A 26,206-nucleotide genomic window follows, 5' to 3' on the forward strand; every position below is an offset into this window, starting at 1 on the left:
CAGGTAAATGGCCGGTGACCTCGGCCGGGATGTGACGCCCGTCGCGCGCGCCGCGTCGGTGTTGGCGACACGCCGTATCGGGCGGCTAGGGTCGTCTGCGTGACTGGGTCGGGTGGCGTCGCTGCGGCGAGAGAAGCGGGTACACCGGTCGATTCGGCGGCAGGTGGTGCGTCGGGCGGTTCCCTGCGCGCCTGGCAGCGCCGCGCCCTGACGAAATACCTGGCCACCAAGCCACGCGACTTCCTCGCGGTCGCCACGCCCGGCGCCGGTAAGACCACCTTCGCGCTGCGGGTTGCCGCCGAGTTGCTGGCGGATCGGACGGTGGATCAGATCACCGTCGTCGCGCCCACAGAGCACCTCAAGCACCAGTGGGCCGCCTCCGCGGCGCGCTCGGGGATCCAGCTCGACTCCCGCTTCTCCAATTCCACCGGCGGCACCTCCGGTGACTACCACGGTGTGGTCGTCACCTACGCCCAGGTCGCCGCACACCCCACCCGGCACCGGGTGCGCACCGAGAACCGCCGCACCCTGGTGATTCTCGACGAGATCCACCACGCGGGCGACGCGAAGTCCTGGGGTGAGGCCACCGAGGAGGCCTTCGGCGATGCGACCCGCCGTCTGGCCCTGACCGGTACGCCGTTCCGCAGCGACGATTCCAAGATCCCGTTCGTCACCTACGAACCCGACGAGTCCGGTTTCCCGCGTTCCCGCGCCGACCACTCCTACGGGTACGCCGACGCCCTCGCCGACGGCGTCGTCCGTCCCGTGGTGTTCCTGGCCTACTCCGGTGACGCGCACTGGCGCGACAGCGCGGGCGAGGAACACACCGCCCGCCTCGGCGAACCCCTCAGCGCCGAACAGACCGCCCGCGCCTGGCGCACCGCGCTCGACCCCGCGGGCGACTGGATCTCGGCGGTGCTGCGCGCGGCCGACACCCGGCTGCGGCAGTTGCGGTCCTCCGGTATCCCGGACGCCGGTGGCCTGGTCATCGCCACCGATCAGGAACGCGCCCGCGACTACGCCGAACTGCTGGAACACATCTCGGGGGAGCGGCCCGCGCTGGTGCTCTCCGACGATCCGCAGTCCTCGCAGCGCATCGGCGAGTTCGCGAGCAGCACCCAGCCGTGGATGGTCGCGGTGCGCATGGTGTCCGAAGGTGTCGACGTGCCGCGCCTCGCGGTCGGCGTGTACGCGACCAGCGCGTCGACGCCGCTGTACTTCGCCCAGGCCATCGGGCGTTTCGTGCGTGCCCGCAAGCCGGGGGAGACCGCGAGCGTGTTCCTGCCGTCGGTGCCGGTGCTGCTGGATCTGGCCGCGCAGCTCGAGTTGCAACGCGACCACGTGATCGGCAAGCCGCACCGCGAGAAGAACGCTCTCGACGACGAACTGCTCACGGAGGCGAACAAGACCAAGGACGAGCCGGGCGAGGAGGAGAAGTCCTTCGTCGCCCTGGCCGCCGACGCCGAGCTCGACCAGGTGATCTACGACGGATCCTCCTTCGGCACCGCCACGTTCGCGGGCAGCGACGAGGAAGCCGACTACCTGGGCATCCCCGGTCTGCTCGACGCCGATCAGATGCGGGCGCTGCTGCGCGACCGTCAGTCGCGTCAGCTGTCGGAGCGCAGCGCCGCCGTCGCCGCGCCCCAGCCCGCCGCCGTGGCCGAACGGGTCGCGACCTCGGACAAGCTGGGCGAGCTGCGCCGCGAACTCAACAGCCTTGTCGCCATGCACCACCACCGCACCGGGAAACCACACGGCGTCATCCACGGCGAACTCCGCCGCGAATGTGGTGGCCCCCCAACAGCTTTGGCGACCGCCGACCAACTCACCGAACGCATCGCGGCGCTGCGCCGGCGATAGTCGTGCGGACATGAGCGGGTAGCTGTCGCGGCGGCCGGAGTGTCTGTGGATCGGCGGTAGCGATCTGGGCGGGCAGGTGAGGCATACACGGTTCGTCGATACGTGCGCGAACACAGCTGTCGGCGAGGTGGGCACGCGCAGTCTGGGCACGTCGGCGGGCGTGCGAGTGACTGCGTGGTGTGGCCGATGCCAGCAGGTGCGTGCGCTGGGTCCGGGCTTGGTGGATCAAGCGTTACGGGCGGCGGCGAGGATTTCCAGCGCGGAGTCGGCGGCGGCGGTGAGTTCGGTGTGGCCCACGCCGTCTCGTGCCTGGACGGACAGCCCGTAGAGGACCGTGCTGAACAAGGCTGCCAGCGCGGCGGTGTCGGTGCCGGTTTTCAGGTCGCCCTCGACGACGCCGCGCTCCAGCCGGGCCTGGATGTCGGCTGTGGTGCGGCGGCGTGCCTCGGTGAGGAACTCGCGCACCGAGGCGTTGCGGGTGGTGTAGGTGGCGCCCGCGAGGACCACCATGCAGCCCTGGGGTAGGCCGGGGTCGGTGTACATGGCGATGTTGTCGTGCAGCATGGCCGCGATCGCGGCATAGGCGGTCGGTTGCTCGCTCAGTGCCCGCGCGGTGCGCGATCCTTCGGCGCGGCCGTAGAGCGCCACGGCTTCCCGGAACAGGGATTCCTTGTCGCCGAAGGCCGCGTACAGGCTGGGGGAGTTGATGCTCATGGCGGTGGTGAGGTCGCTCATCGACGCGCCCTCGTAGCCGCGTTCCCAGAACACCTCCATGGCCCGGCGCAGGGCGACATCCCGGTCGAAGGCGCGGGGGCGACCACGTTCTGCCATAAGAAACCTTTCTGTGCCGATCGGTAAATATACCGCGACCGTCGCCGGCGATTATTTCTGTATCGGTCGATAAGAAAATCCTTGACGTGAGCCGGTCGGATGCGCTTCTCTCTTTATGTATCGATAACTACAGAATTGGAGCAGTCTTCATGTCGCACAGCACCACCGTCGCCCTGGTGACCGGCGCCAGCCGGGGAATCGGCGCCGCCATCGCCCGGAAACTGGCATCCACCGGCGCCGATGTGGCGTTCACCTACCAGCGCGACGAGGTCGCCGCGAAGTCCGTCGCCGCCGACATCGAGGCTCTCGGCAGGCGTGCGCTGCCGATCCAGGCCGACAGCGCCGATGCCGCCGCCGTGGTCGCGGCCGTCGACCGGACCGCTCGCGAACTGGGTGGCCTCCACGTGCTGGTGAACAACGCGGGCATCTTCCCGGCCAAGCCCTACGAGGAGTTCACCCTCGCCGAGATCGATCGGGCGCTCGACATCCACGCCAGGGCACCGTTCGTCGCGGGTCAGGCCGCGCTGGCCCACCTCGGCGAAGGTGGGCGCATCATCTCCATCGGATCGAACCTCACCGACCGCGCCCTGTTCGGCGGCCTGGCCCTCTACAACCTGAGCAAGTCGGCACTCAACGGCTACACCAAGGCGCTGGCCAGGGAACTCGGCCCACGCGGCATCACGGTCAACCTCGTGCAGCCCGGCCCCACCGACACGGACATGAACCCGGCGGCGGGCGAGCACGCACCCACTCAACGAGAGTTCAACGCGCTCGGCCGTTTCGGCACCCCCGACGACATCGCCGACTTGGTCGCCTTCCTCGCAGGCCCGTCGGCCCGCACGATCACCGGCGCGATCATCACCGTCGACGGCGGAACCAACGCCTGACCCGGCCGGCTCCGAATCCCGCCGCCGACCATCAAGCGCCCATGTGGCACACGCCACGCTGCCTGGGACTGCACGGCACCGCCGACGCCCCTAAGCCGCACTCGCTGTCACCAACCGCACCACAGACGCCACGGGCCACGGCCCCCGCCACGCGGCATGGCTGGTGTGATGCGGCACGGCTGATGCCACGCGCACATGCGCGCACCGAACTCGCGCCCGGCGGTTTTGCAGGCGCGGCACGGCTGATGCCACGCGGCACGGCTGATGCCACGCGGCACGGCCGATGCCACGTGGCACGGCTGATGTCACGCGGCACGGCTGATGCGGAGCCGACTGGAGTGGGTTCAGCCGGTGACGGAGAAAAAGTGGGCGGGGTCGAGAGTGTGGATCGGGGTCCAGGGTGACTCGGCCACGGGCGCTTCGGGGTCGTGGGCGGTGTCGAAGTAGCCCTGCAATTCCAGGGCGAGGCGGGGGTTTTCGTCGACCTGACGGGCGATCGTGTAGAGCACCGCGAGCACGTGGAGGCAGCGGGGTGTGCGGGCGGAGCAGGAGCAGTCCGTGCTCACCAGGGTCGGGGCGGGGGAGTGGCCCGCGTCGAGCAGGGCTCGGTGCATGTCGTCGGTGACGACGGTCGCGTCGGGAATCACCTGCTCGATCGCGGTCACCGCCGCGCGGGAGAGCGGCGCCACCTCCACGTGCGCGATCGAGGCCTGCCCGCCCCGATGCAGATGCGCGCGCACCGTGCGGCCCTCGATCTCGGTGCGCACGCCGTTGTTGCGGGCGACGCTGCGGGCGCGCGGCAGCAGCGGTTCGGGGCGGGTCTGGCGCAGCGGTTCGGCCAGCCGCACCCAGTCCTTACCCCACGGCGTGTAGCCGAACTCGTTGTCTGGCATCAGTTCTCTCGCTTCCGTCGCAGGATGTCGACCAGGGCGTCGTCGTCGAGTCGGGCCAGTTCGGCGATGCTCGCGGCATCGGACAGGTCGGTGAGGGCCGACTTGCGGGTGTGCATGCCCGCGATGTGTTCCTCCACCGTGGTGGCGCTGGTGAGCGTGGTGACGGTGACCGTGCGCGTCTGTCCGATGCGGTGCGCCCGGTCCGAGGCTTGGGCCTCCACCGCCGGATTCCACCAGCGGTCGAAATGGATCACGTCGGCTGCGCGGGTGAGGGTGAGGCCGGTGCCCGCGGCGCGCAGGCTCAGGATGAGAACCGGTGGGCCGTCGGGTGATTGGAACTCGTGAACGATCGCCGCACGCTGATCGGCGTCGAGTCCGCCGTGGAAGAAGGGTGCCCGCACCCCGAACTGTTCGGCGAGGTGGCGCACGAGCAGTTCACCGGTCTGCCGGTACTGGGTGAAGATCAGCGTGGGGTCACCGGTGTCGAGATTGGTCGCCACGATGTCGGTGCACAGATCGAGTTTGCCCGAGCGCCCGGCCAATTCGCCCAGGTCACCGGTGACCAATCCGGGGTGGTTGCACACTTGCTTGAGGTGCGTGAGGGCCGCGAGTACCCGGCCTTGTCGTTGCAGACCCGACCCGAAACCCTCGTCCAGGGCTGCGGCGAGCACCGTGTCGTAGGCCTTTTCCTGCTCCGGGGTCAGGTCGCACAGCAGGTCGCTGTGGATCTTGGCCGGCAACGACGCCGCCACCTGGATCTTCTTGCGGCCCAGCAGTACCGGTTCCACCGCATCACGCAAGCGCGCGGCCGCATCGGCCGAGCCCTCTTCGATCGGCCGCACGAACCGGCGCCGGAACTGGGTGCGGTGCGCGAACAACCGGGGCGTCGTGAGGTTGAGCAGGGCGAACAGTTCGTCGAGATGGTTCTCCACCGGGGTGCCGGTGAGCGCGACCCTGGCGTCGGCGGGCACCGCACGCGCGGCCCGCGACACCTGGGTACGCGGATTCTTCAACGCCTGCGCTTCATCGAAGACGACGGTGGCCCAGTGCTTCTCGGTCAGCGCCGACCCGTGCAGACGCAGCGTCGGATACCCGGTGACCACGACGGTCCCGGCGTCGGCGGGCACCTCACCGCCACGCCACGACACCACCGTCAGCCCGGGTGCGAACCGTGCGATCTCGTGCACCCAGTTCCCGACCAGCGAGGTCGGGCACACCACCAGCTGCGGACCCGCGGCCCGCCCCTGGAGGAACCCGATCGTCTGCACGGTCTTGCCGAGGCCCATCTCGTCGGCGAGCACCGCCCCGCCGTACGCGGCCACGGTCTCCCGCAACCACCCGACCCCACGCACCTGATAGGGGCGAAGGGTCGCCTCGAGCGCCCCGGCGAGCTCCGCCGCGGCGGCTTCGGTCTCCCGCACCACCCGCACCGCCCGCTCGGCCGACACGACCGCCGTCCCCACGGCGTTGGGCACCGCATGCGCCGCGATGGGCAGCTCGACCGGCGCGTTCGCGGCCGCCCGTGTATTCGCGGTGGGCAGCCCGCCCGCGCCGCGGTCTGTCGAGGGCCGCCCGTCGTCCGCACGAGCCTCACCGGCGGTGGGCGCTTCCCGATGCCGGTGGTCGACGTCCGTGCGGGCGTCGTCGAGGAGCATGCGCCAGGCCTGGGCCGAAGGGCCCAGCTCGGCGACGGGCAACTCGAGCAACTCCGAACCGGTCACGACGGCAGCAGGTACCTCGACCGGCTCGAGCGCCCTGCGCTCACCGACCGGCAGCGCCAGCGTCAACGTCTCGGGGTCGCCGACGCCGCGTGGTGGGCGCCCGGCACCGAGTCCGCTCCAGGTCCACAGGGCGAACAGGTGACGATCGGGAAGATAGGTGGCCTGGATGGCGGGCAGAACATTCTCCTCTGATCGGGCAGCGCGAACAGGCTAATAACGTACACTGTACTGAATTTATTCCCGACCGACCGGAAAAGGTTCCGCGCATGCCGACCGACGGCAGATCCACCGACCAGGCCGCCCAGCTCGTGCAGTTGCTGTGGCGTCATGCCCTGCCGGCCAAGCCCGGCGCGCGCGGTCCCAAACCCGGCCTCACCGTCGACGCGGTCGTGGCGGCGGGCATCGCCCTGGCCGATCGCGACGGCATCGGCAAGCTGACCATCCGCGCGGTGGCCGCCGCCCTCGACGTGCGTGCCATGAGCCTCTACACCTATGTGCCGAGCAAGGAGGCGTTGCTGGTGCTGATGGTCGACGCCGTGGCCGCCGAGGACGAGCCGATCCCCGCCGAGCTGCCGCTGCGCGAGCGCATGATCGCCGTCGCGGACCGGGTCCGCACCGAGCTCCTCGCCCACCCGTGGCTGCTCGAGGTGTCGCCGTGGCGCCAGGTCCTCGGCCCGGCGAGGATGCGCCGTTACGAGAACCAGCTGCGTGCCATCGACGGCGCCGGGCTGTCGGATCTGGCGATGGACCGCGCCATCGCGGTGCTCACCGATTTCGCCACCGGCAATGCCCGCCTCGCCGTCGCGGCGGCGGGCGCGGCCGACCAGCTCAGCGATGCCGATTGGTGGCGGGTACACGGCCCGCTGCTGGCCGAAGTGATGCCCGCCGACCAGTTCCCCCTCGCCGCACGTGTGGGCACCACGGTGGGCGAGCACTATCAGGCCCCCGCCGATCCGGACGGTGCCTACGCCTACGGTGTCGCGACCCTGGTCGACGGCATCCTCGCCGACACCGCCTGACCCCGGACACCACAACAGCGGGCGCCGGAATCCGGTCGCCCGCTGTCGGGGGGTTTTCTATTGTCGGATGTTGTTGTGTTCGGACGCGAGAGGAGTGGTCAGAGAGCTGGAGCCGATTCCGTGTCGATCACGGCTTCGAGCTCGCGCAAACGGTCCATGTGTTCATTCGCGTGGTGCTGGCAGAAGAGCAACTCGCCACCCGCGGGAAGAACGGCACGCACTCGGGCAGCCGCCCCGCAACGATCGCAACGATCGACCGCGGTCAGTGGGGTGCTGGTCAGGGTTCCTGGCATGACTCCTCCGTCCCGGCTCCCGGCGCTGCGTGGCCGTTCGCCTAGGTGTGGGCCCCGTGGTCACTCCACGTGGCTCGCGTCCGCTACTTCCCAGCAGTGGTACGACTACTCTGTCAGACGTTCGGGGTTCAGGCTTTGTTCCCGGAAGTGAATCTTTGTGTTTTCGATAACACGACCTGCGGTTTCGCTGAAAGCGAACATGCGCTGGTCGTCGGTCTCGAGCACCCGCCGATCACCCGTGGCGCCGTTTCCCACCTCCTGTTCGATCCTGACACTCATCGACTGTGTCGCTCGCTGTGGTGTTGCTCGTTACGCCACGAGCTCGATCACCACCGTGCGGCCCCACCGCCCACCGTGTGACAGGGTCTTCACCGTCCGAACCTGTTGTCTACCCGGAGATTACCCGTGATATCCGACACTCACACGCTTGTTCACCTGTGTTCTTCCCAAGAGTGGCAACAATTTGCGCACGACGGGCAACGCCGCCCGCCGTCGCTGGCCGAGAGCGGCTTCGTGCACCTGTCCACCCCCGAACAGGTGCGGTTGCCCGCGAATCGTCTCTTCGCCGGTCGCACGGATCTTGTGCTGCTGTGGCTGGACCCCGCCCGGCTCGCGTCGCCGCTGAAGTGGGAGCCGGGCGTGCCAGGCGACCCGGAGTCGATGCTGTTCCCGCACCTGTACGGGCCGCTGCCGCTCGCCGCGGTGCTCGACGTCTCGCCCTATCGACCGGGCCCGGACGGCGTGTTCCATACCCCACGCCGACCGGGAGTGGCACAGGACACAACCGGGCTCTGACGGGTCTATCGTGGATATGTGAATGTCGATGTCACAGCGCTACCGGGGATCGGAGTGCGTAAGGATTTCGAGGTCAGGTCGGGGCGCCGCGTCGGGGTGGTCGCCCATCGCGACGGTGACATCGATCTGATCGTGTCCAAGCCCGACGACCCCGACGCCATCGCCGCGCAGGTGCCGCTGTCGGTGGACGAGGCCTCGGTGCTCGCCAATCTGCTCGGCGCACCGCAACTGGTGGCCAAGCTCAACGACGACCACCGCGACCTGCCCGGCATCACCACCCGTCAGCTCGTGCTGCTCGCCGAGTCACCGTACGCGGGACGCACACTCGGCGAGACCGGGATGCGGACCCGCACCAAGACCTCGATCGTGGCCGTGATGCGTGCCGGCCAGCTCCACCCCTCACCAGGTCCGGACTTCACCTTCACCGAGGGCGACCAGCTCGTGGTCGTCGGCACGCCGGAAGGCCTGGACGCAGCCGCGAAAATTCTCACGCACGGCTGACGGCCGTGACCGCGCAGGCCCTGGCGCTGCTCGAACTAGGCATGATCTTGTTCGCGCTGGGGATCTGCGGCCGGATCGCGGGCCGGTTCGGAATGTCACCGATCCCGCTGTACCTGCTCGGCGGGCTGGCGTTCGGGCGTGGCGGTTTCGTCGAATTGGAAGGCGCGATCGAATTCGGTCACGTCGCCAGCGAGATCGGCGTGGTGCTGCTGCTGTTGCTGCTCGGGCTCGAATACACCGCGCCCGAACTGATGACCGGGCTGCGCCGCTCCTGGACCGCCGGTGTGCTCGACCTGCTCGCCAACGCGCTGCCCGGCGCCGCCGTGGCCCTGATCCTGGGCTGGGGAATTCTCGGCGCCGTGGTGCTCGGCGGCGTCACCTACATCTCGTCCTCGGGGATCGTGGCCAAACTCCTCGACGACCTCGGCCGCCTCGGTAACCGCGAAACCCCCGTGGTGCTCTCGATCCTCGTGTTCGAGGACCTCGCGATGGCGGTGTATCTGCCCATCCTCACCATGATGCTGGCGGGCCTGAGCCTGCTCAGCGGGCTGGTGTCGCTGGCCGTCGCGCTGGCGACGATCACCGTGGTGCTCGTGGTGGCGTTGCGGTTCGGCCGGGTGGTCTCGGCGGTGCTCGACAGCACCGATCGCGAGGTGTTCCTGCTGCAATTGATCGGCGCGGCGCTGCTGGTCGCCGGTGCCGCCTCGGCGCTGAACGTGTCGGCGGCGGTCGGCGCGTTCCTGCTCGGCATCGCGATCTCGGGATCGACCGCGCAGGAGGCGGCCAAGCTGCTCGAACCCTTGCGCGATCTGTTCGCCGCCATCTTCTTCGTGGCCTTCGGCCTGTCCATCGACCCGGCTGCCATTCCGCCGGTGCTCGCCTGGGCGGCGGGGCTCGCGGTGGTCACCACGGGCACCAAGATGGTCGTCGGCTGGTGGGCGGCGAGCAGGCAGGGCATCGCGCGGGCGGGCCGGGCGCGAGCGGGTGCGGCGCTGGTCGCCCGCGGCGAATTCTCCATCGTCATCGCCGGTCTGGCGGTGAGCTACGGCACCGCCGACCACCGCCTCGTCGCTCTCGCGTCGGCCTATGTGCTGCTGATGGCGATGCTCGGTCCGGTCATCGCCCGCGTAATCGAACCCGTCGTCACTCTCGGTGGGCGCCGGCGTCTTTCGACGACCTGACTAGTCGATGACCCGGCGCGGCCAGGCGCCCGCCACGTCGTAGGCCAGTTCCTCCGTGCGGTATTCGATCGGCTCCTGCATGCGCACCGGCGTGGGCATCGCGGGCGGCGGTACGGCACGCTTACGCGGCTGGTGCCGGGAGGTGAGCCACATGCGCGGCAGCGCCTCCTCGTTCTCAATCTCGGTGAGACTCACACTGATCAGCACCAGCATGGTGACGATGCTGCTCACCCCGATCAGCGGCGCGAGCAGTTCCATCGCCCCCGCCCCCGAAGGCGGGCCGCCATGGTGGCCGGGGTGGGCCTTCATGGCCGCCATGCCGGTGTAGTGCATGCCGGTGACGGCCACACCCATGATCAGCGAGGCGCCGATGGTGGCCAGAAATCCCTTGACGCGCAAGGTGAACCACAGTGCGACGATCGAGGCGACCACCGCGATCACCAGCGACAGCGTGACGATCATCGCGTCGTAGGACACCGCGGCCGTCGACTTCATCGCATACATGCCCGCGTAGTGCATGGTGCCCACCCCGAGTCCGGCGATGGTGCCACCGCCCACCAGCGAGCGCAGGGTCGGCTGCGGTTTGTTCACCATGAAAAGCCCGATCCCGACGACGACCATCGCCGTGATCGCGCTGAGCAGAGTCAGAGGGACGTCGAAACGGATCTCCGCGCCCCGGATGCTGAAGCCGAGCATGGCGATGAAATGCATGACCCAGATACCGGTTCCGCCGATCGCGATGGCGGCGCCGACGAGCCAGCCGACCCGTCCCTCGGTGGCGTTGCGTCCACGCGCGGCGCACTGCAGCCCGAGCAGGCAACCGGTGACGGACATGAAATAGGCGAGGACAGGGGTGATCCAGCCGTAGCTGAAGTGATAGATGTCGAGCACGCCGCGCAAACCCTCAATGCCGGTACCGCTGACCGGTCGGCGGTAGAACGAAAAGCTGGACGTGACGATACGGCGAAAACCCCGAATTCGTTGCCATCACAGCGCAATCCAGGAGTGTGGGTTTGATCACGAAACGATTACCGAGAGTTTTCTGTGGTAAACAGACCGTTCGGAATTCGGCGTGGGATACAAGAAAAGGCCCGGACCCCTTGTCATAAGGTCCGGGCCTCGTCTCGCGAATGCCTAGTCGAGGTAGTCGCGCAGCACCTGCGAACGGCTCGGGTGGCGCAGCTTGCTCATCGTCTTGGACTCGATCTGCCGGATGCGCTCACGCGTGACGCCGTAGACCTGACCGATCTCGTCGAGGGTGCGCGGCTGACCGTCGGTGAGGCCGAAGCGCAACCGCACCACGCCCGCCTCACGCTCGGACAGCGTCTCCAGCACCGACTGCAGCTGATCCTGCAGCAGGGTGAAGCTCACCGCGTCGACCGCGACGACCGCCTCGGAGTCCTCGATGAAATCGCCGAGCTGGCTGTCGCCTTCGTCACCGATGGTCTGGTCGAGCGAGATGGGTTCACGCGCGTACTGCTGGATCTCGAGGACCTTCTCCGGCGTGATGTCCATTTCCTTGGCCAGCTCCTCCGGGGTGGGCTCACGGCCCAGATCCTGGAGCAGCTCGCGCTGGATGCGCCCGAGCTTGTTGATGACCTCCACCATGTGCACCGGAATACGGATGGTGCGCGCCTGGTCGGCCATGGCGCGGGTGATGGCCTGACGGATCCACCACGTGGCGTAGGTCGAGAACTTGTAACCCTTGGTGTAGTCGAACTTCTCGACCGCGCGGATCAGACCCAGGTTGCCCTCCTGGATCAGGTCCAGGAACGCCATGCCACGGCCGGTGTAGCGCTTGGCCAGCGACACCACCAGACGCAGGTTGGCCTCGAGCAGATGGTTCTTGGCCCGGTTGCCGTCGCGCACGATCCAGTTGAAATCGCGGCGGGTGGTCACCGACAGCTTCTCGCCCGCCTCGGCGAACTCACGCATCTTCTCCGCCGCGAACAGGCCGGCCTCGATCCGCTTGGCGAGTTCGACCTCCTCCTCGGCGTTGAGCAGCGCGACCTTACCGATCTGCTTGAGGTAGGCGCGGACCGAGTCGGCGGAGGCGGTGAGTTCGGCATCCTTGCGCGCCTGACGCAGCGCCTCGGATTCCTCCTCGTCCCAGACGAAATCGCCGGAGGCCTTGTCCTTCTCGGTCGGCTCGGTGGTGTCGGCGGCATCGGCGGTGTCGTCGGCGACCTCCTCGACGATGACATCACCGTCGGTGAGTTCGTCCTCGGCGACCTCGAGATCACCGAGATCGTCGAGTTCGATCGACTCGTCGTCGAGTTGCTCCTCGCCCCCCTCGGCCGCGGTCGCCTTCTTGGCCGCGGTTTTCTTCGCCGGGGCCTTCTTGGCGGCAGCCTTCTTCGCCGGGGCCTTCTTGGCAGCGGCCTTCTTCGCCGGGGCCTTCTTGGCAGCGGCCTTCTTCGCCGGAGCCTTCTTGGCGGGAGTTACGGCGTCGTCGGCATCGGCGTCGGCCGAGTCGGCGGTCTGACGGGTATTCGTGGCTACCACGTACGCCCTTTCGTGACGGTCTCGTGCGGCGTCACGCCAGAGTGGTTTCCGGCGGAGCGGTCGGTCGGGTTGCACCGGCGGTGCGTCGGTCGGGTGCTCACCGGTTCGTTCACCGGCTCGCTCGCGACCGGCTGAGGCCGGAAGGTTTCACCGGCTCACCGCCGGACGTGTTCCATTGTAACGATCCAACCAGGGTACTCAGTGCCACGATGCCCTCCAGGCGTTGCGGCGTCGTCCTCGCGCGCTACGGCGCGATGCCCCCGGCGATAGCCATCGCCGCGCCGACGATACCCGCGGTGTTCTTCAACACGGCCGGAATCACCGGAGTTCGGTTGGTGAGCAACGGTATCCACTGCTCGTGATCGCGGCTGATACCGCCGCCCGCCACGATCACCTTCGGCCAGAAGAGGTTCTCGATGTGGATCAGGGCCGTGCTCACCCGCTGCGCCCACTCCGGGTAGGTGAGGCCGTCGCGGTCCTTGATCGAGGCGGCGGCCAGGTGCTCGGCCTCCACCCCCTCGATGTCGAGGTGGCCGAGCTCGGAGTTGGGCACGAGGGTGCCGTCGTAGAGCAACGCCGAGCCGATCCCGGTGCCGAAGGTGAGCAGCAGGGTGAGGCCGTGCAGGTCGCGAGCGGTGCCGTAGCTGTCCTCCGCGAGCCCCGCGGCGTCGGCATCGTTGAGCACCGTCACCGTCCGCCCGCCGAGCGCGGCCGAGAACAGGGCGCGCGCGTCGGTACCGATCCAGGCGGGATCGATATTGGCGGCCGTACGGGCGTGTCCGTCGAGCACCACGCACGGCAGCGTGATCCCCACCGGCCCCGCCCAGCCGGCCAGCGCGACGAGTTCGGCTACCGCCGCCGCCACCGCCTCGGGCGTGGCGGGACGCGGGGTGGCGATCTTGAGCCGCTCGTGGGTGAGCAGACCGGTGTCGAGATCGACCAAGGCCCCCTTCACGCCACTTCCCCCGATATCGATGCCGAATGCGTGCCCCCGAGCGGACATGGATGAACCCCTTGCCTGACGCGGTCGATGTGCCTGACAAAGAGTAGCGGTAGTCACCGCTCGCACGAGCCGCCGCATATGATCCGATGGCGTGGTGCCTCAACACAGTTCCGTTGCCCCAGCCACGACCGACGCCGACGAACGACTGCGCGAGCTCGCCGTCGAACTCGCCGAAACCGCCGCCGCGCATGTGCGTGCCCGCCGACCCGAGGTGTTCGCCGACGGGGGACCCGCCGACGGTGCCGTGGCGACCAAGGGCCACGTCACCGACCCGGTCACCGTGGTCGACACCGAATCCGAACAGCTGATCCGCGACCTGCTCGCCCAGCGACGCCCCGACGACGCGATCCTGGGCGAGGAGGGCGGCGGCGATGTCGGCGCCACCGCGCCGGGCGCCGTCACCTGGGTGGTCGACCCGATCGACGGGACCGTCAACTTCCTCTACGGCCTGCCCGGGTACGCGGTCTCGGTGGCAGCGGTGATCGACGGCGCCCCGGTGGCGGGCGCGGTGGCCGACGTGGCGACCGCGACCACCTACAGCGCAGTGCGTGGCGGCGGGGCGTTCGCCGTCACCGCCGACGGCACCCGCACGAAACTGTCCTGCACCCAAGAGGATTCATTGTCGGTGGCTCTGGTCGCCACCGGTTTCGCCTACGGCACCCAGCGTCGCGCCGACCAGGCGAGGCTGCTCACCGAGATCCTGCCGCGGGTCCGCGACATCCGCCGCCTCGGCGCCGCCGCCATGGACCTGTGCCACGTCGCCTCGGGCCACCTCGACGCCTACTACGAGCACGGGCTCAACGCCTGGGACTGGGCGGCGGGCGCCCTCATCGCCGCCGAAGCGGGCGCGGTGGTGCACGTCCCGCCGGTCACCGTCGGCGGTGCCGCGGGCGAACTGACCTTCGTCGCCGCCCCCGGCCTCGCTGAGGATTTCGCCGCCCTCCTCACCGAGACCGGCGCGACAACACCCCTACCCGACTGAGAAGCCCGGCCCCCCGGGCCGAGAAACCCGCGGCGCCAGCCGCCGATGTCTCAGCACTTGACGGTGCGGGCGGCGTCGAGGAGGTCGGGGTCGATCGAGGACGAGCTGGCGCCGGGGGCCAGGTTCTTCAGCGCGCGCAGGACCGCTTCGGCGTCGGCGCTCGGGCGGAGCGACTCGCCGAAGGCCAGGCCGAGCACCAGGTCGACCGAGTCGTCGGTGCGCGGGTCCTCGATCAGTTCGGCACAGGGAGCGACCAGCTGCACCGAGGCGGCGGCCGGCCTGCCGTTCACGCCGTAGCGGATCTGGCCGGTGCAGTTGAGGTCGCCGCTGACATAAACCGGATCGTTACCGACCTGTGTCCCCGGTGCGCTGGCGAAGCCGAGGTCGCCGAGCGCGGAGGCGATGTTGCCCGCCTGTCCGCTCTTGCCGTTGGCGTTGAACACCCGCACCTTGGACTCCGACAGCGCCGCCGGATCCACCTCGTCCAGGCGCGAGGGCCCGACTCGGGTGCCGAGCGGTGCGGGCTTGGGTGCGTTGGTCGCGGTCGGCGTGCTCGGCGCGTTGCACGCCATCGGCTCGTTGTTGTCCTCGCGGGTGCGGAAAGCCGCCACCCACACGAACAGGGCCACAAGAGCCAGCACGAGGACCAACGCGAGCCACAGCTCGGGGCGCCGTCGCGGAAAGGGTTTGCCGTCGCGATCGGTCGCGCTGCCTTCGGTGATCAGTGAAACCACGCGCTCACTCTACGAGTCCGCCGCCGATGCGCGAGTGCGGGAGGTCTCGGCGAGTTTCCCGGCAGGTGAAGATTCGTCGTCGGTTTCGTCGCGGCGGGGTTTTGATTGCGACATTTGTCGGTAGGTCCGCTATTGTCTGCCCGCCCAGATCGAATAATCACCCGTGAAACGGTGGTCGGTCGCGGGAACAACAAGGGCATGTCCTGCGTTAACCGAACGCTGTCGGAGTAGATCGAGCAACGATCCACCTGATAGTCGACCGGTGTACGTGTGAGGTGCACCACCGGCGGGGCGGTCGAACGCCGTCTCCCTGCGGGGACTTGGCAATCGAACTGATCCGGTATTTACGGAGTAAGGACTGAGGGGAAGACGACATGGCAACCGACTATGACGCACCGCGGCGCACCGAATCCGACGAAGTGTCGGAGGATTCGCTCGAGGAGCTGAAGGCCCGCCGCAACGAGGCGCAGTCCGCCGTCGTGGACATCGACGAGACCGACACAGCGGAATCGTTCGAGCTTCCCGGCGCGGACCTGTCCGACGAGGTGCTCAGCGTTCGGGTGGTCCCGAAGCAGGCAGACGAGTTCACCTGCTCGAGCTGTTTCCTCGTGCACCACCGAAGCAGGCTGGCCAGCGAGAAGGGTGGCGAGATGATCTGCATGGACTGCGCCCTCTGACGCGTTCCACGGCGAGGTAGACGGGTCAGCCCGCGCTCGGGAGTCCGAGCGCGGCCAAGACCCGGTCGGGCCTGCGCGTGCTGATCAACCAGTACGGCGTCGGGTCGTCCGGGTCGTCGAGGACCAGCAAAGCCATCGGTCCGATCCAGGGCCGGTGCTGCACATAGGCGGCGGGGTCGAGCTGACGACCCAGCGCCGCGCTCTTGGCCGTCGGTGCGACGGCCGCGGCTCGCGCGACGAAGCTCACCGGCAGGTGGGCGCGGTCGACGCGCAATTCCGCCGTTCCCTCGGGGGTGACGGCCACTTCCAGCCGGTGACGGCTCATCCACAACAGAATCCACACGGGCACCGGTGCCAGCAGCACATACGGCAACCAGGCCCGCAGCCCGGGCGCGCCCATGTGGAATTCGGCGGCGATCAGCCCGGCGATCGCGAAGCCGACCGGCCACCACCACAGCGGCACCCACAGGCGCTCCCGGTAGGGCGACACGGTGGGCGCGGCGGCCGCGCGGGCGTCGGTGTCTGCGGCGTCGGTGGTCGGGGAATGGGACTGGTCGGGCACGGTTCAAGACTAGGCGATCGTGGCAGGGTCGTGACGCGCTGGTCCGGCTCCGAGCGCGTAGTCTCGACCGATGTGAACGCACTTGCACCGATTCCGCTGCGGCGGCTCGATCCCGGCATCCCTGTGCCGAAGCGTGCCCATCCGGGTGACGCGGGCGTCGACCTCTGTACCACCGAGGATGTGATCATCGAACCGGGTGAGCGGGTGCTGGTCGGCACCGGGATCGCGCTCGCGCTGCCGGTCGGCACGGTCGGCCTGATCCACCCCCGCTCGGGCCTGGCCGCGAAGGCGGGACTGTCGGTGGTGAACACACCGGGCACGATCGACGCGGGCTATCGGGGCGAGATCAAAGTGTGCCTGATCAATCACGACCCGCGCACCGCCATCGAGCTGCGCCGCGGCGACCGCATCGCCCAGCTGCTCGTGCAGCGGGTGGAGCTGGTGGAGTTCGCCGAGGTCGACGACCTGGACGAAACCGTCCGTGGCGCAGGTGGTTACGGGTCGAGTGGCGGGCACGCGAGCCTGACCGGCAAGGAGGCGTAATGGGTCTGTTCGGTAAGAAGAAGCGCGCGCCGCGCGAGGACGACGCGGTCTACGACGACGACTACGGCGACGACTACGCCGCGGACGACTACGACGATTTCGCCGATACCGACGACTACGACACCGACGAGTTCCGCCGCCCCGACTTCGCCCACCTCGATTTCGACGACGCTCCCACCGACGAGCGCATCTACGGCAACTTCGACCACGCGCCCGACGCCGCCGCCGGCCCGTACGACATCACCGAAGTGACCGACGACATGATCGCGCGCAGGCTCGATCTGGGGTCGGTGGTCATCCCGGTGCCCGAGGGTGGGCAGCTGCAGGTGGAGATGAGCCCCGACGGCACCCCGCAGGCGGTGCATCTGGCCACCCAGCACGGCAGGCTCACCGTGGCCGCGTACGCCGCGCCGAAGTCGGCCGGGCAGTGGCGGCTCGTCGCGGCCGACCTGGCCGAGTCGCTGCGCGGTGACGGTGCGAGCGTCGCCGTCGAGAAGGGCCCGTGGGGTCGTGAGGTGAAGGCGGTCACCGAGGGCGCCGATCTGCGTTTCATCGGTGTCGACGGACCGCGCTGGATGATCCGGCTGGTCGCGGCGGGCCCCTCGGGCGCGGTCGACGATCGCAGCCCGCTCATCACCGCCGCCCGGGCCGTCCTGGCCGACGCGGTGGTGCGGCGTGGCTCCGAGCCGCTGCCGGTGCGTGACCCGCTGCCCGTGGTGCTGCCCCAGGAGCTGGCCGAACAGCTCGCCGCCGCCCATCAGCAGCAGGTGCTCGCCCAGCAGCAGGCCATGGCCGCGCAGGCGGCCGCCGCGCAGACCCCGCCCTCGGCGGTGCCGCCGAAGCTGCCCGACGAACCGCGGCGCGGCGCCGACGGCTCGGCGATGCAGCAGCTCGGCCTGAACTAGGTTGTCGCCGAGACCTTTTCGGTCGAGAGACGGTCGAGTTCGGTGAACCCGGTGTGTCCGAGGACCGCCGGGTTCGCGCCGAGTTCGTCCAGCGTGATCCGGCACAATCCGGCCGTCGGCAGCGTCGCGGCCCATTCTTCGGCGACGGCGATCGGATGCACCGGGTCGTCGCCCGCGCCGATCACCGCGACCGGGACGGGGCAGGCGGCCAGTTCCTCGACGGTCGGCCAGGAGTAGGCGGCCGCCTCGTCCAGTGCCTGGGGCAGGTCCGGCCACTGGCCGCGCCAGGACTGGGTGAGGGCCTCGGCGAGCCAGGCCGGACTCGAGGCGCGCATGCGGGCGATCACGGCGTCCAGACCGTCGGCGCGAAGTTGCCCGGCGGTTGCCGAGGCGCTGAGGGCGGCGGGGCACGAAGTGGTTTCCGGGCCCGTCCAGGCGGGTAATGCTGTGATGACACCGACAACCGCGTCGCGATGTCCGGTGGCCCACCGCAGGGCGATCGCGGCACCCAGCGAGATCCCCGCAGCCAGGACCGGTCCGCGCGCGGCGGCGGTGTGCAAAGCCGCGGTACAGCTCGCGATCACGGCCTTCGGGTCGGGTTCGACGGCAAGGAATTCCAGGCCGTGAGCGGCCGCGGCCGGTCCGAATGCGCGGGCTGCGAAATCGGCGTCGGAGCCGGTTCCGGGCAGGGCGACCACGGTGACCTGGGGTGGGGTGCGCAACACGGACCGAGCGTAGCGGCCCGGCGTTTGCCCATCTACAGTGGCGTTGAAGGCCAACTAGCGGGAGAAGCGTGCCATGTCGTCATCCACGGGCTCACACAAGTCGGGATCGGGCCCGGACTCGGGATATTTTCGTCGACTCGGACGCCGCCTGACGGCCGATATCGATCAGCTCGACGCCGAGGAACTGGCCGAGACCGCCGACGCCTCGGGCGCCCGGCGAGCCAAGGACTGTTGCCGCGGCGAGGAAGCCACCATCGTCGGCAGGCTGCGCAGCGTCGAGGCCTGTCCGAAGGCGGCCGGTGCCACGGTGCAGGCCGAGTTCTTCGACGGCACCGACGCCATCACCCTGGTGTGGATCGGGCGCAGGCGCATTCCCGGCATCGAACCGGGCAGGCGCATCCTGGTGCGCGGCCGCGTCGGCGACCGCGACGGCCGCAAAGTGATCTTCAACCCCTACTACGAATTGCGCGGGAACAGCTGACGTATGCCCTCCAGCGACGAGTACCGCCCCATCGCGGACCCTGAAGCCACCGTTGCCCTGCCGGTGGTCACCGACCACCCCGTCGACCCCGACGTCGACAAGGCGACGGCCGAGGCCGAGCAGACCCTGCTCGAGCAGCTCGGCGGCATCAGCGGCCTGATCTACTCCACCCTGCCCGTGCTCGTGTTCGTTCCGGTGAACACCTTCGCCGGGCTCACCGCCGCCATCTGGGCCGCCCTCGGCGTGGCCGCGGGCGTGCTGATCTGGCGGCTCGTGCAACGCAGCCCCGTCCAGCCGGCCATCTCCGGGTTCCTCGGCGTCGGGCTGTGCGCGTTCATCGCCCACCGGGTGGGAGAGGCCAAGGGCTTCTTCCTGTTCGGCATCTACACCAGCCTCGTGTACGCGGGCGTGTTCGCGCTGTCGATCCTGTTCCGGTGGCCGCTGGTCGGGGTGATCTGGGGCGCGCTCAACGGCCACGGCACCGCATGGCGCACCGATCCGCGGGTGCGCAAGCTCTACGACCTGGCCACCGTCGTGTGGGTCGTCGTCTTCGGTGCCCGCTACCTGGTGCAGTCCCAGCTCTACGACACCGACCACACCACCTGGCTCGCGATCGCCCGCATCGCGATGGGCTGGCCGCTGACCGCGGTCGCCCTGGTGGTCACCGTGTGGGCGGTGCGTCGCGCGGGCCACCTGCCCGCCGACAAGTCCGCTGTCCGAAGGGATTCCGCTTCCGCCTGAGGGTGGGCAGGGGTACCGCCGGAGGTGGGGAACTACCCACCCTGGGGTACCTGGTTGCCGCCGCCTGTTCGTCGCACGATCAATGCATACCGAATTACGCAGTGATCGTGAGAGGACCGGCGACCATGATGGCAACCGAGCACCGTGCAAGCGCAGCTTCCAAGCCCGGCCCCGCCCAGTCGGAGAGCAAGCGCATCGGCGCCGAACTCGACGCCCTGATCGGTCCCGCCGCCCGCGACGACCGCGACGCGATCGCCGAGATCCTGCGTCTGGTCCACCCCCTCGTGCGCCGCTACTGCTCGGCGCGGATGGGTGCCACCGGCCACCTCACGGTCACGGCCGACGACGTCACCCAGGAAGTCCTGATCGCCACCGTCGCCGCCATCCCGCGCTACCGTGACCAGGGCAAATCCTTCCTGGCCTTCGTGTACGGCATCGCCGCCAACAAGGTGTCCGACGCCTTCCGCCGGGGCAAGCACACCGCGTATCCGATGGCCGAGATGCCCGACACCGCCAGCGCCGAAGCAGGCCCGGAGGACTGGGCGCTCGCCTTCGAACGGCGGGCCGCGACCCGCGAACTGATGCAGGTGCTCGCCCCCAATCACCGTGAGGTGCTGATGATGCGGATCGTGCTCGGCTGGAGCGCCGCGCAGACCGCCGAGGCCATCGGCACCAGCCCCGGCGTGGTCCGGGTGATGCAGCACCGCGCGCTCAACAAGCTGCGCGCCCAGCTCGCCGCCGCCTGAGGGCGGCTCAGGGCCGGATGCCGTGCCCGGCCAGGGTGAGCCGCAGGTCCTCCTCGGCCTCCACCGAGGTGACGAACAGCAGCTCGTCGTCGCCTTCGAAGGGGTCGTCGGCCTGGGGCACGATCACCCGGCCGCCGCGCAGGATCGTCACCAGCGCGGTGTCGCGCGGCAGGACCAGGCTACGCACCGGTTTACCGGCCAGCTGGGTGTCGGCGGGCAGGGTGATCTCGACCAGGTTGGCCTGGCCCTGGCGCAATGTCATGAGCCGAACCAGATCACCCACCGACACCGCCTCCTCGACCAGCGAGGCCAGCAGGCGCGGTGTCGACACCGCCACATCCACACCCCACGACTCGTCGAAGAGCCATTCGTTGCGCGGGTCGTTCACCCGCGCCACCACCCGGCGCACCCCGAACTCGGTCTTGGCGAGCAGGCTGTGGACCAGGTTGGTCTTGTCGTCACCGGTGGCCGCGATCACCACCTCGTAGGTTTCCAGCCCCGCGTTCTCGAGCAGCGACAGCTCGCAGGCGTCGGCGTGCACCCAGACCGCGTCCGGGATGGCGGGTGGGTCGATGTGGTCGAGCTGGCGTTCCAGCAGCATCACCCGATGCCCGCCCCGCAGCAGTTCCCTGGCGATCGAGCGCCCGACGGCGCCCGCACCGGCAATGGCCACCTTCATGTTCAGTCCTCGCTCACGGGGGCCTTGGCCGCCAGTGCGACCACCTCACCGACACTGCCGGAGGTCGCCGCGACGTACACCACGTCGTCGGCCTGGACCACCGTCTTGGATTCGGGCAGCAGGCCCCGGCCGAAGCGCAGGATGAACGCCACCCGCACGCCGAGGTCGCGTTCGAGGTCGCGCACGGTGCGACCGAACCACTCCTCGTGCAGCGTGAGCTGGGTGACGGCCACCGCGCCGGTGGGTTCGCGCCAGGTGGTCGTGGAGTTGTCACCGATCAGAGTGCGCAGGAAACGGTCGGTCGTCCACGGCACGGTGGCGATGGTCGGGATGCCGAGCCGTTCGTAGACCTCGGCGCGTTTGGCGTCGTAGATCCGGGCGACCACGCGTTCCACGCCGAACATCTCCCTGGCCACCCGCGCGGAGATGATGTTGGAGTTGTCGCCCGAGGACACGGCGGCGAAGGCGTCGGCACGTTCGATTCCCGCGCGGGTCAGCACATCACGGTCGAAGCCGACGCCGATCACTTCCTGCCCGCTGAAGCCTTCGCCGAGCCTGCGGAAGGCGCTGGGATCACGGTCGATCACCGTGACCTCGTGACCCACCCGGGTCAGCGCACGGGCCAGCGACGACCCGACGCGCCCACACCCCATGATCACTACGTACACCGTGCACCCTCGTTCCTTGCCGAACCCGTGGCGTCCGGCTTGGACCGTACCCGCCGGAGCTTCCCCCGCCCAGTTTCCCCCTGGCGAGGCGGCGCAAACAACCTCGACATCCCGGTCGGCGCCCAGGTCAGGTGAGCGCGAACACATCGATGATCCCGTCTATGCTCAGCCCGGTGTCCAAGTTGACGACGGCGGCCAAACGCGTGCTGCTGGGCAGGCCCTTCCGCAGTGACTCGCTCGGCCATACCTTGTTGCCCAAACGGATCGCGCTTCCGGTGTTCGCCTCCGACGCGATGTCCTCGGTCGCCTACGCGCCGGAGGAGATCTTCCTGGTGCTGGCGGCGGCGGGCATCTCCGCGTACATGTACGCACCGTGGGTCGGTCTCGCCGTGGCGGTGGTGATGGCCGTGGTCGTCGCCAGTTACCGGCAGAACGTGCGCGCCTACCCGTCGGGCGGCGGCGACTACGAGGTCGCCACGGTGAATCTCGGCCCGACCGCCGGGCTCACGGTCGGTAGCGCCCTGCTCGTCGACTACGTGCTCACGGTGGCGGTGTCGATCTCGTCGGCCGCCTCGAACATCGGCTCGGCCATTCCGTTCGTCAACACGCACAAGGTGCTGTTCGCGGTCGTCGCGATCGCGGTGCTCACGGCCATCAACCTGCGCGGTGTACGCGAATCGGGCACGGCCTTCGCGATTCCCACCTACGCCTTCATCTTCGGCATGTTCGTGATGCTCGGCTGGGGCCTGTTCCGGACCTACGTGCTCGGTGACGACATCCAGGCCGTCTCCGCCGGTTTCGGGCTCCACGCCGAGGACGAACACCTCTACGGCCTGGCCTTCGCCTTCCTGATCGCGCGCGCGTTCTCCTCCGGCTGCGCGGCGCTGACCGGTGTGGAGGCGATCAGCAACGGCGTGCCCGCCTTCCGTAAACCGAAGTCGCGCAATGCCGCGACGACCCTGCTGATGCTGGGAACCATCGCCGTCGTGCTGCTGATGGGCATCATCATCCTGGCGCAGAAGATCGGGGTCGTCTACGCGCACGACACCTCGAACCTCGTCGGCGCGCCCGCTGATTACCACCAGAAGACGCTGATCGCCCAGATCGCCGAAACCGTCTTCCACGGCTTCCCCATCGGCTTCTTCTTCATCACCATCGTTACCGCCCTGATCCTGGTGCTGGCCGCCAACACCGCGTTCAACGGTTTCCCGGTGCTCGGTTCGATCCTCGCGCAGGACCGCTACCTGCCGCGTCAGCTGCACACCCGGGGCGACCGGCTGGCGTTCTCCAACGGCATCCTGTTCCTCTCCGGTGCCGCCATCGCGTTCGTGGTGCTGTTCGACGCCGAGGTCACCAAGCTGATCCAGCTCTACATCGTCGGTGTGTTCGTGTCCTTCGTGCTCAGCCAGACCGGCATGCTTCGGCACTGGACCCGCCTGCTGCGCAAGGAGACCGACCCGCAGGAGCGGTCGCGGATGAAGCGCTCGCGCGTCATCAACGCGATCGGTCTCACCCTCACCGGGACCGTGCTGGTGATCGTGCTCATCACCAAGTTCTTCGCAGGCGCCTACATCGCCATCATCACGATGGTCGCGATCTTCATCGTGATGAAGCTGATCCACAAGCACTACGACTCGGTGGCCCGCGAACTCGACGAATCCGATTGGGACGGGGTGCTGCCCAGCCGCACCCACTCCATCGTGCTGGTGTCGAAACTGCATCTGCCCACTCGCCGGGCACTGGCCTACGCGCGGGCCACGCGCCCGGACACGCTCGAGGCGGTGACGGTGAACGTCGACGACGCCGATACCCGCAAGCTCGTGCGCGAATGGGAGAACAGCGAGATCAACGTGCCGCTCAAGGTGGTCGAGTCGCCGTATCGCGAGGTGACCAAACCGGTGCTCGAGTATGTGAAGCGGGTCCGCAAGGACGCGCCGCGCGACGTGGTCACCGTCTTCATCCCCGAGTACGTGGTCGGTCACTGGTGGGAGCAGGTGCTGCACAACCAGTCGGCGTTGCGGTTGAAGGGCCGGTTGCTGTTCGAACCGGGTGTGATGGTGACCAGTGTGCCGTGGCAGTTGTCGTCTTCGACGCGGGCCAAACAGGCGGCCGAGGTGAACGCACCGGGCTCGGTGCGTCGCGGGTTCGACCGGCCGGAGCGGCGCGAGTGAGCGTGCCCGGCCGACAACGGAAGTGGGTGTGGCTGTGAGTGATTGGCGCGGACAGGAATTCGAGGTGCGCCTCGGTGCGCCCGGACACGGCGGGTTCTGCGTGGGCCGGCACGAGGGCCGGGTGGTCTTCGTGCGGCACGGTCTGCCCGGTGAGCTGGTGCGCGCCCGGGTCACCGAGGATCGTGGTGGTTCGTTCTGCCGCGCCGACGCGGTGGAGATCATCGAGGCCTCCGCGGACCGGGTGCCTGCGACCTGTCCGGTCTCGGGGCCGGGTGGGGCCGGGTGCTGTGATTTCTCCTTCGCCACCCCCGCCGCGCAGCGCGCGCTCAAGGCGACCGTGGTGGCCGAGCAGTTGCGCAGGCTGGCCGGGATCGAGCGTGAGGTCGCGGTCGAACCGATCGGTGACGAGGTCGTCGGCGGCTGGCGCACCCGGGTGCGCCTGGTGGTCGACGCGGCCGGTCGCGCGGGCGTGCACCGGTACCGCAGCACCGAGGTGATCCCGGATCTGCGCTGCCCACAGCCGGTGGCGGGCGCACTCGACGGTGTGGCCGAGCGGTCCTGGACACCGGGCGCCGATCTGGTGGTCGCCGTGGACGGTGACGGTGTCCGTCATATCGTCGAACTGGCTCCGGCCGCCGAGGCGGACCGTGCGGGCACCCGACCTGCCACCCCGCGCGGCGGTACCCGGGGGCGTGGGCAGCGACCCGCGCGGCACCGCGAATCGGGTCGCCCCGCCGCCGACGAACGCGGTGCGGTGCGCGACCGGGCCGCCGCCCGCAAGTCGGCGACCAACGCGCCGCGCGAGGAATGGGTGATGGCGGGCAGCGGCCGGGCCGTGGAATACGTGGCGGGCCGCCGCTGGGAACTGTCGGCCACAGGTTTCTGGCAGGCGCACCACGGTGCGGCGCAACGCTATTCGGATCTGGTTGCCGAATGGTCGGGGCTGGAACCGGGCGGTTCGGGTTGGGATCTCTACAGCGGTGTCGGTGTCTTCGCGGCGCGGCTGGGGGAGCAGACCGGGCAGACGGGTGCGGTGTCGGCCGTGGAATCGGCTCGGTCGGCCGTCGCCGACGGTACGGCCGCGCTGCGTGACCTGCCGTGGGTGCAGTTGCACGCGGGCCGGGTCGAGCGCTGGGCGCGCGAGGCCACGACCACCCCCGATGTGGTCGTCCTCGACCCGCCTCGCGCGGGCGCGGGCAAGGAGGTCGTGGCCGCCGTCACCGACGCCGACCCACGCCGAATCATCCACATCGGTTGCGACCCGGCCGCTTTCGCGCGCGACCTCGGTTTGTACCTCGACGCGGGCTACCACCTGGCCGAGTTGCGGGCCTTCGATGCCTTCCCGGTCACCCACCACGTGGAATGCGTCGCGCTGCTCGACCGCTGAGAGATCGCACCCCGGGTACCACCGCGGCTATTCCAGCGCCCAGGTCACCCGCACATTCGCGCCGACCTCGGTCTCGCCGGGGACGACCGGCACCGGGGAACTGCTGCGCGCGAACATGACCGGTGAATCCATCTCGGCGCTCACGTCGTAGGCGCGGGGTGTGGGTGAGGTGTCCTCGGTGATCTGTAGCACCACACCCAGGCGCACACCCGCGCGCGCCGCGTACTGCTCGGCCTTGGCGAGCGCGTCGTCGTAGGCGGCGTCGCGGGCCTGGACCAGCAGTGGCGCGGGGTCGGCGATACCCCGGGTCAGGCCGCCGAGGCGCACGTCGTCGCCGCCCGCGTTCACCGCGGCGGCCACGGTCTCGGCGGGTTCGGCGCCGCTGCCCTCGCGCAGCGCGATGCTGAGTCCCGTGGACGCGAGGTAGCCGACGATCTCGTTGCGTCCGTTGTCGGTGTAGACGGTCTCGGTGCGCACGCTGAGACCGCTGGTCGCCATGTCGCTGTCGCGCACCCCGGCCGTGCGCAATGCCGCGACCACCGCGTTCACCCGCTGGCCCGCCCGGTCGTAGGCGCCCGCCACCGTGGCGGCGCGCGATTCCACCGTCAGGGTGACGCGGATGAGGTCGGGGATCGCGCGCACCGTGCCGCGTCCGAAGGTGGTGGTGCTCGGCTGAGGGGATCGTTCGCTCACCGCTGCTCCTGTCGGTCGAGGGC

General features: G+C 69.3%; 29 protein-coding genes. 15 read left to right on the forward strand and 14 right to left on the reverse strand.

Annotation, left to right across the window (positions count from 1 at the left end; all coding sequences use genetic code 11):
- Positions 1 to 183: 183 nt before the first annotated feature.
- Positions 184 to 1,860 (forward strand): DEAD/DEAH box helicase, encoded by a 1,677-nt coding sequence (locus LDL21_RS14730; protein ID WP_067493026.1) that lies wholly within the window; start codon positions 184 to 186, stop codon positions 1,858 to 1,860.
- Positions 1,861 to 2,085: 225 nt separating this feature from the next.
- On the opposite strand, the gene LDL21_RS14735 is transcribed toward LDL21_RS14730, so the two are convergent.
- The gene (locus LDL21_RS14735) at positions 2,086 to 2,691 is read right to left on the reverse strand and encodes a TetR/AcrR family transcriptional regulator (RefSeq protein ID WP_225280513.1); all 606 of its coding nucleotides are present in this window, start codon (positions 2,689 to 2,691) and stop codon (positions 2,086 to 2,088) included.
- 149 nt (positions 2,692 to 2,840) lie between these two features.
- Between LDL21_RS14735 and LDL21_RS14740 the strand changes: the two genes are divergently transcribed.
- Positions 2,841 to 3,578: an SDR family NAD(P)-dependent oxidoreductase gene (locus LDL21_RS14740; RefSeq protein WP_225280514.1), complete on the forward strand. Its 738-nt coding sequence runs from the start codon at positions 2,841 to 2,843 to the stop codon at positions 3,576 to 3,578.
- Positions 3,579 to 3,922: 344 nt separating this feature from the next.
- On the opposite strand, the gene LDL21_RS14745 is transcribed toward LDL21_RS14740, so the two are convergent.
- Together LDL21_RS14745 and LDL21_RS14750 are read right to left on the reverse strand one after the other, a co-directional pair.
- A complete protein-coding gene (locus LDL21_RS14745) occupies positions 3,923 to 4,471 on the reverse strand; it encodes a hypothetical protein (protein WP_181696993.1) in 549 nt (182 codons plus the stop codon).
- Positions 4,471 to 6,330: a DEAD/DEAH box helicase gene (locus LDL21_RS14750; protein WP_225280814.1), complete on the reverse strand. Its 1,860-nt coding sequence runs from the start codon at positions 6,328 to 6,330 to the stop codon at positions 4,471 to 4,473. The genes LDL21_RS14745 and LDL21_RS14750 overlap by 1 nt, the downstream gene beginning before the upstream one ends.
- A 128-nt stretch (positions 6,331 to 6,458) precedes the next feature.
- Here LDL21_RS14750 and LDL21_RS14755 point away from each other — a divergent pair, with 128 nt between their 5' ends.
- A complete protein-coding gene (locus tag LDL21_RS14755; protein ID WP_181696994.1) occupies positions 6,459 to 7,211 on the forward strand; it encodes a TetR/AcrR family transcriptional regulator in 753 nt (250 codons plus the stop codon).
- A 98-nt stretch (positions 7,212 to 7,309) separates the two neighbouring features.
- Here the strand turns inward: LDL21_RS14755 and LDL21_RS14760 are convergent, their stop codons facing one another.
- Together LDL21_RS14760 and LDL21_RS14765 are read right to left on the reverse strand one after the other, a co-directional pair.
- On the reverse strand, positions 7,310 to 7,504 hold the full coding sequence (locus LDL21_RS14760) for a DUF7455 domain-containing protein (RefSeq protein WP_029903635.1): 195 nt from the start codon (positions 7,502 to 7,504) through the stop codon (positions 7,310 to 7,312).
- Positions 7,505 to 7,609: 105 nt separating this feature from the next.
- The gene (locus LDL21_RS14765) at positions 7,610 to 7,783 is read right to left on the reverse strand and encodes a hypothetical protein (RefSeq protein ID WP_157104669.1); all 174 of its coding nucleotides are present in this window, start codon (positions 7,781 to 7,783) and stop codon (positions 7,610 to 7,612) included.
- Between the two features lie 126 nt (positions 7,784 to 7,909).
- On the opposite strand from LDL21_RS14765, the gene LDL21_RS14770 reads away from it, so the two are divergent.
- From LDL21_RS14770 to LDL21_RS14780, 3 genes are read left to right on the forward strand one after another with little or no spacing between them, the layout of a single operon-like run.
- Positions 7,910 to 8,299, forward strand: a complete 390-nt coding sequence (locus LDL21_RS14770) for a DUF952 domain-containing protein (protein ID WP_225280515.1) — start codon at positions 7,910 to 7,912, stop codon at positions 8,297 to 8,299.
- Positions 8,300 to 8,317: 18 nt separating this feature from the next.
- A complete protein-coding gene (locus LDL21_RS14775) occupies positions 8,318 to 8,800 on the forward strand; it encodes a cation:proton antiporter regulatory subunit (RefSeq protein ID WP_067492837.1) in 483 nt (160 codons plus the stop codon).
- Positions 8,801 to 8,805: 5 nt separating this feature from the next.
- Complete coding sequence (locus tag LDL21_RS14780) at positions 8,806 to 9,981, forward strand: cation:proton antiporter (protein ID WP_181696996.1); 1,176 nt, start codon at positions 8,806 to 8,808, stop codon at positions 9,979 to 9,981.
- Here the strand turns inward: LDL21_RS14780 and LDL21_RS14785 are convergent, their stop codons facing one another.
- From LDL21_RS14785 to ppgK, 3 genes are all read right to left on the reverse strand, one after another.
- Entirely contained in the window at positions 9,982 to 10,872 is an 891-nt protein-coding gene (locus LDL21_RS14785) for an MHYT domain-containing protein (protein ID WP_181696997.1), read from the reverse strand. It abuts the gene before it with no gap.
- Between the two features lie 243 nt (positions 10,873 to 11,115).
- Positions 11,116 to 12,486 (reverse strand): RNA polymerase sigma factor, encoded by a 1,371-nt coding sequence (locus tag LDL21_RS14790; RefSeq protein ID WP_067492841.1) that lies wholly within the window; start codon positions 12,484 to 12,486, stop codon positions 11,116 to 11,118.
- A gap of 244 nt (positions 12,487 to 12,730) precedes the next feature.
- A complete protein-coding gene (gene ppgK / locus LDL21_RS14795) occupies positions 12,731 to 13,489 on the reverse strand; it encodes a polyphosphate--glucose phosphotransferase (RefSeq protein ID WP_181696998.1) in 759 nt (252 codons plus the stop codon).
- Between the two features lie 91 nt (positions 13,490 to 13,580).
- Here ppgK and LDL21_RS14800 point away from each other — a divergent pair, with 91 nt between their 5' ends.
- Positions 13,581 to 14,471 carry an inositol monophosphatase family protein gene (locus tag LDL21_RS14800; RefSeq protein ID WP_308017133.1) on the forward strand — a complete coding sequence of 297 codons (891 nt, stop codon included), beginning with the start codon at positions 13,581 to 13,583 and terminating at the stop codon, positions 14,469 to 14,471.
- 50 nt (positions 14,472 to 14,521) lie between these two features.
- On the opposite strand, the gene cei is transcribed toward LDL21_RS14800, so the two are convergent.
- Positions 14,522 to 15,205: an envelope integrity protein Cei gene (gene cei, locus LDL21_RS14805; RefSeq protein ID WP_181696999.1), complete on the reverse strand. Its 684-nt coding sequence runs from the start codon at positions 15,203 to 15,205 to the stop codon at positions 14,522 to 14,524.
- 374 nt (positions 15,206 to 15,579) lie between these two features.
- Between cei and LDL21_RS14810 the strand changes: the two genes are divergently transcribed.
- The gene (locus tag LDL21_RS14810; protein WP_067492847.1) at positions 15,580 to 15,882 is read left to right on the forward strand and encodes a DUF4193 domain-containing protein; all 303 of its coding nucleotides are present in this window, start codon (positions 15,580 to 15,582) and stop codon (positions 15,880 to 15,882) included.
- A 25-nt stretch (positions 15,883 to 15,907) separates the two neighbouring features.
- Here LDL21_RS14810 and LDL21_RS14815 read toward each other — a convergent pair whose 3' ends face one another.
- Entirely contained in the window at positions 15,908 to 16,372 is a 465-nt protein-coding gene (locus LDL21_RS14815; RefSeq protein WP_225280816.1) for a DUF3093 domain-containing protein, read from the reverse strand.
- A 144-nt stretch (positions 16,373 to 16,516) separates the two neighbouring features.
- On the opposite strand from LDL21_RS14815, the gene dut reads away from it, so the two are divergent.
- Both dut and LDL21_RS14825 read left to right on the forward strand, forming a co-directional pair.
- Positions 16,517 to 16,987: a dUTP diphosphatase gene (gene dut, locus LDL21_RS14820; protein WP_067492849.1), complete on the forward strand. Its 471-nt coding sequence runs from the start codon at positions 16,517 to 16,519 to the stop codon at positions 16,985 to 16,987.
- Positions 16,988 to 16,992: 5 nt separating this feature from the next.
- On the forward strand, positions 16,993 to 17,892 hold the full coding sequence (locus tag LDL21_RS14825; RefSeq protein ID WP_443678043.1) for a DUF3710 domain-containing protein: 900 nt from the start codon (positions 16,993 to 16,995) through the stop codon (positions 17,890 to 17,892).
- Here LDL21_RS14825 and LDL21_RS14830 read toward each other — a convergent pair.
- Positions 17,889 to 18,617 (reverse strand): alpha/beta fold hydrolase, encoded by a 729-nt coding sequence (locus tag LDL21_RS14830; RefSeq protein ID WP_225280517.1) that lies wholly within the window; start codon positions 18,615 to 18,617, stop codon positions 17,889 to 17,891. The two genes, LDL21_RS14825 and LDL21_RS14830, sit on opposite strands and share 4 nt — an antisense overlap.
- A gap of 73 nt (positions 18,618 to 18,690) precedes the next feature.
- Between LDL21_RS14830 and LDL21_RS14835 the strand changes: the two genes are divergently transcribed.
- From LDL21_RS14835 to LDL21_RS14845, 3 genes are all read left to right on the forward strand, one after another.
- Positions 18,691 to 19,098, forward strand: coding sequence for an OB-fold nucleic acid binding domain-containing protein (locus tag LDL21_RS14835; protein WP_067492853.1), 408 nt, complete (start codon positions 18,691 to 18,693; stop codon positions 19,096 to 19,098).
- 3 nt (positions 19,099 to 19,101) lie between these two features.
- Positions 19,102 to 19,839: a DUF3159 domain-containing protein gene (locus LDL21_RS14840; RefSeq protein WP_225280518.1), complete on the forward strand. Its 738-nt coding sequence runs from the start codon at positions 19,102 to 19,104 to the stop codon at positions 19,837 to 19,839.
- Between the two features lie 107 nt (positions 19,840 to 19,946).
- Complete coding sequence (locus tag LDL21_RS14845) at positions 19,947 to 20,585, forward strand: sigma-70 family RNA polymerase sigma factor (RefSeq protein WP_372462182.1); 639 nt, start codon at positions 19,947 to 19,949, stop codon at positions 20,583 to 20,585.
- A gap of 7 nt (positions 20,586 to 20,592) precedes the next feature.
- Here LDL21_RS14845 and LDL21_RS14850 read toward each other — a convergent pair whose 3' ends face one another.
- Together LDL21_RS14850 and LDL21_RS14855 are read right to left on the reverse strand one after the other, a co-directional pair.
- Positions 20,593 to 21,264, reverse strand: coding sequence for a potassium channel family protein (locus tag LDL21_RS14850; RefSeq protein ID WP_067492857.1), 672 nt, complete (start codon positions 21,262 to 21,264; stop codon positions 20,593 to 20,595).
- A 2-nt stretch (positions 21,265 to 21,266) separates the two neighbouring features.
- A complete protein-coding gene (locus tag LDL21_RS14855; RefSeq protein WP_181697004.1) occupies positions 21,267 to 21,932 on the reverse strand; it encodes a potassium channel family protein in 666 nt (221 codons plus the stop codon).
- A gap of 173 nt (positions 21,933 to 22,105) precedes the next feature.
- On the opposite strand from LDL21_RS14855, the gene LDL21_RS14860 reads away from it, so the two are divergent.
- Both LDL21_RS14860 and LDL21_RS14865 read left to right on the forward strand, forming a co-directional pair.
- Positions 22,106 to 24,103: an APC family permease gene (locus LDL21_RS14860; protein WP_181697005.1), complete on the forward strand. Its 1,998-nt coding sequence runs from the start codon at positions 22,106 to 22,108 to the stop codon at positions 24,101 to 24,103.
- Between the two features lie 34 nt (positions 24,104 to 24,137).
- Positions 24,138 to 25,490, forward strand: coding sequence for a class I SAM-dependent RNA methyltransferase (locus LDL21_RS14865; RefSeq protein WP_225280817.1), 1,353 nt, complete (start codon positions 24,138 to 24,140; stop codon positions 25,488 to 25,490).
- A 27-nt stretch (positions 25,491 to 25,517) separates the two neighbouring features.
- Here the strand turns inward: LDL21_RS14865 and LDL21_RS14870 are convergent, their stop codons facing one another.
- Entirely contained in the window at positions 25,518 to 26,183 is a 666-nt protein-coding gene (locus tag LDL21_RS14870; RefSeq protein ID WP_225280519.1) for an SIMPL domain-containing protein, read from the reverse strand.
- Positions 26,184 to 26,206 lie beyond the last annotated feature (23 nt).

It is taken from the genome of Nocardia rosealba, assembly GCF_020216065.1.
Taxonomy (GTDB): Bacteria; Actinomycetota; Actinomycetes; order Mycobacteriales; family Mycobacteriaceae; genus Nocardia; species Nocardia rosealba.

Coding starts and splice junctions, on each gene's coding strand:
- LDL21_RS14740 (WP_225280514.1), top strand. CDS start 2,841: ATGTCGCACAGCACCACCGTCGCCCTGGTGACCGGCGCCAGCCGGGGA.
- LDL21_RS14735 (WP_225280513.1), bottom strand. CDS start 2,691: ATGGCAGAACGTGGTCGCCCCCGCGCCTTCGACCGGGATGTCGCCCTG.
- LDL21_RS14745 (WP_181696993.1), bottom strand. CDS start 4,471: ATGCCAGACAACGAGTTCGGCTACACGCCGTGGGGTAAGGACTGGGTG.
- LDL21_RS14835 (WP_067492853.1), top strand. CDS start 18,691: ATGTCGTCATCCACGGGCTCACACAAGTCGGGATCGGGCCCGGACTCG.
- LDL21_RS14850 (WP_067492857.1), bottom strand. CDS start 21,264: ATGAAGGTGGCCATTGCCGGTGCGGGCGCCGTCGGGCGCTCGATCGCC.
- LDL21_RS14760 (WP_029903635.1), bottom strand. CDS start 7,504: ATGCCAGGAACCCTGACCAGCACCCCACTGACCGCGGTCGATCGTTGC.
- LDL21_RS14840 (WP_225280518.1), top strand. CDS start 19,102: ATGCCCTCCAGCGACGAGTACCGCCCCATCGCGGACCCTGAAGCCACC.
- LDL21_RS14755 (WP_181696994.1), top strand. CDS start 6,459: ATGCCGACCGACGGCAGATCCACCGACCAGGCCGCCCAGCTCGTGCAG.
- LDL21_RS14765 (WP_157104669.1), bottom strand. CDS start 7,783: ATGAGTGTCAGGATCGAACAGGAGGTGGGAAACGGCGCCACGGGTGAT.
- LDL21_RS14810 (WP_067492847.1), top strand. CDS start 15,580: ATGGCAACCGACTATGACGCACCGCGGCGCACCGAATCCGACGAAGTG.
- ppgK (WP_181696998.1), bottom strand. CDS start 13,489: ATGTCCGCTCGGGGGCACGCATTCGGCATCGATATCGGGGGAAGTGGC.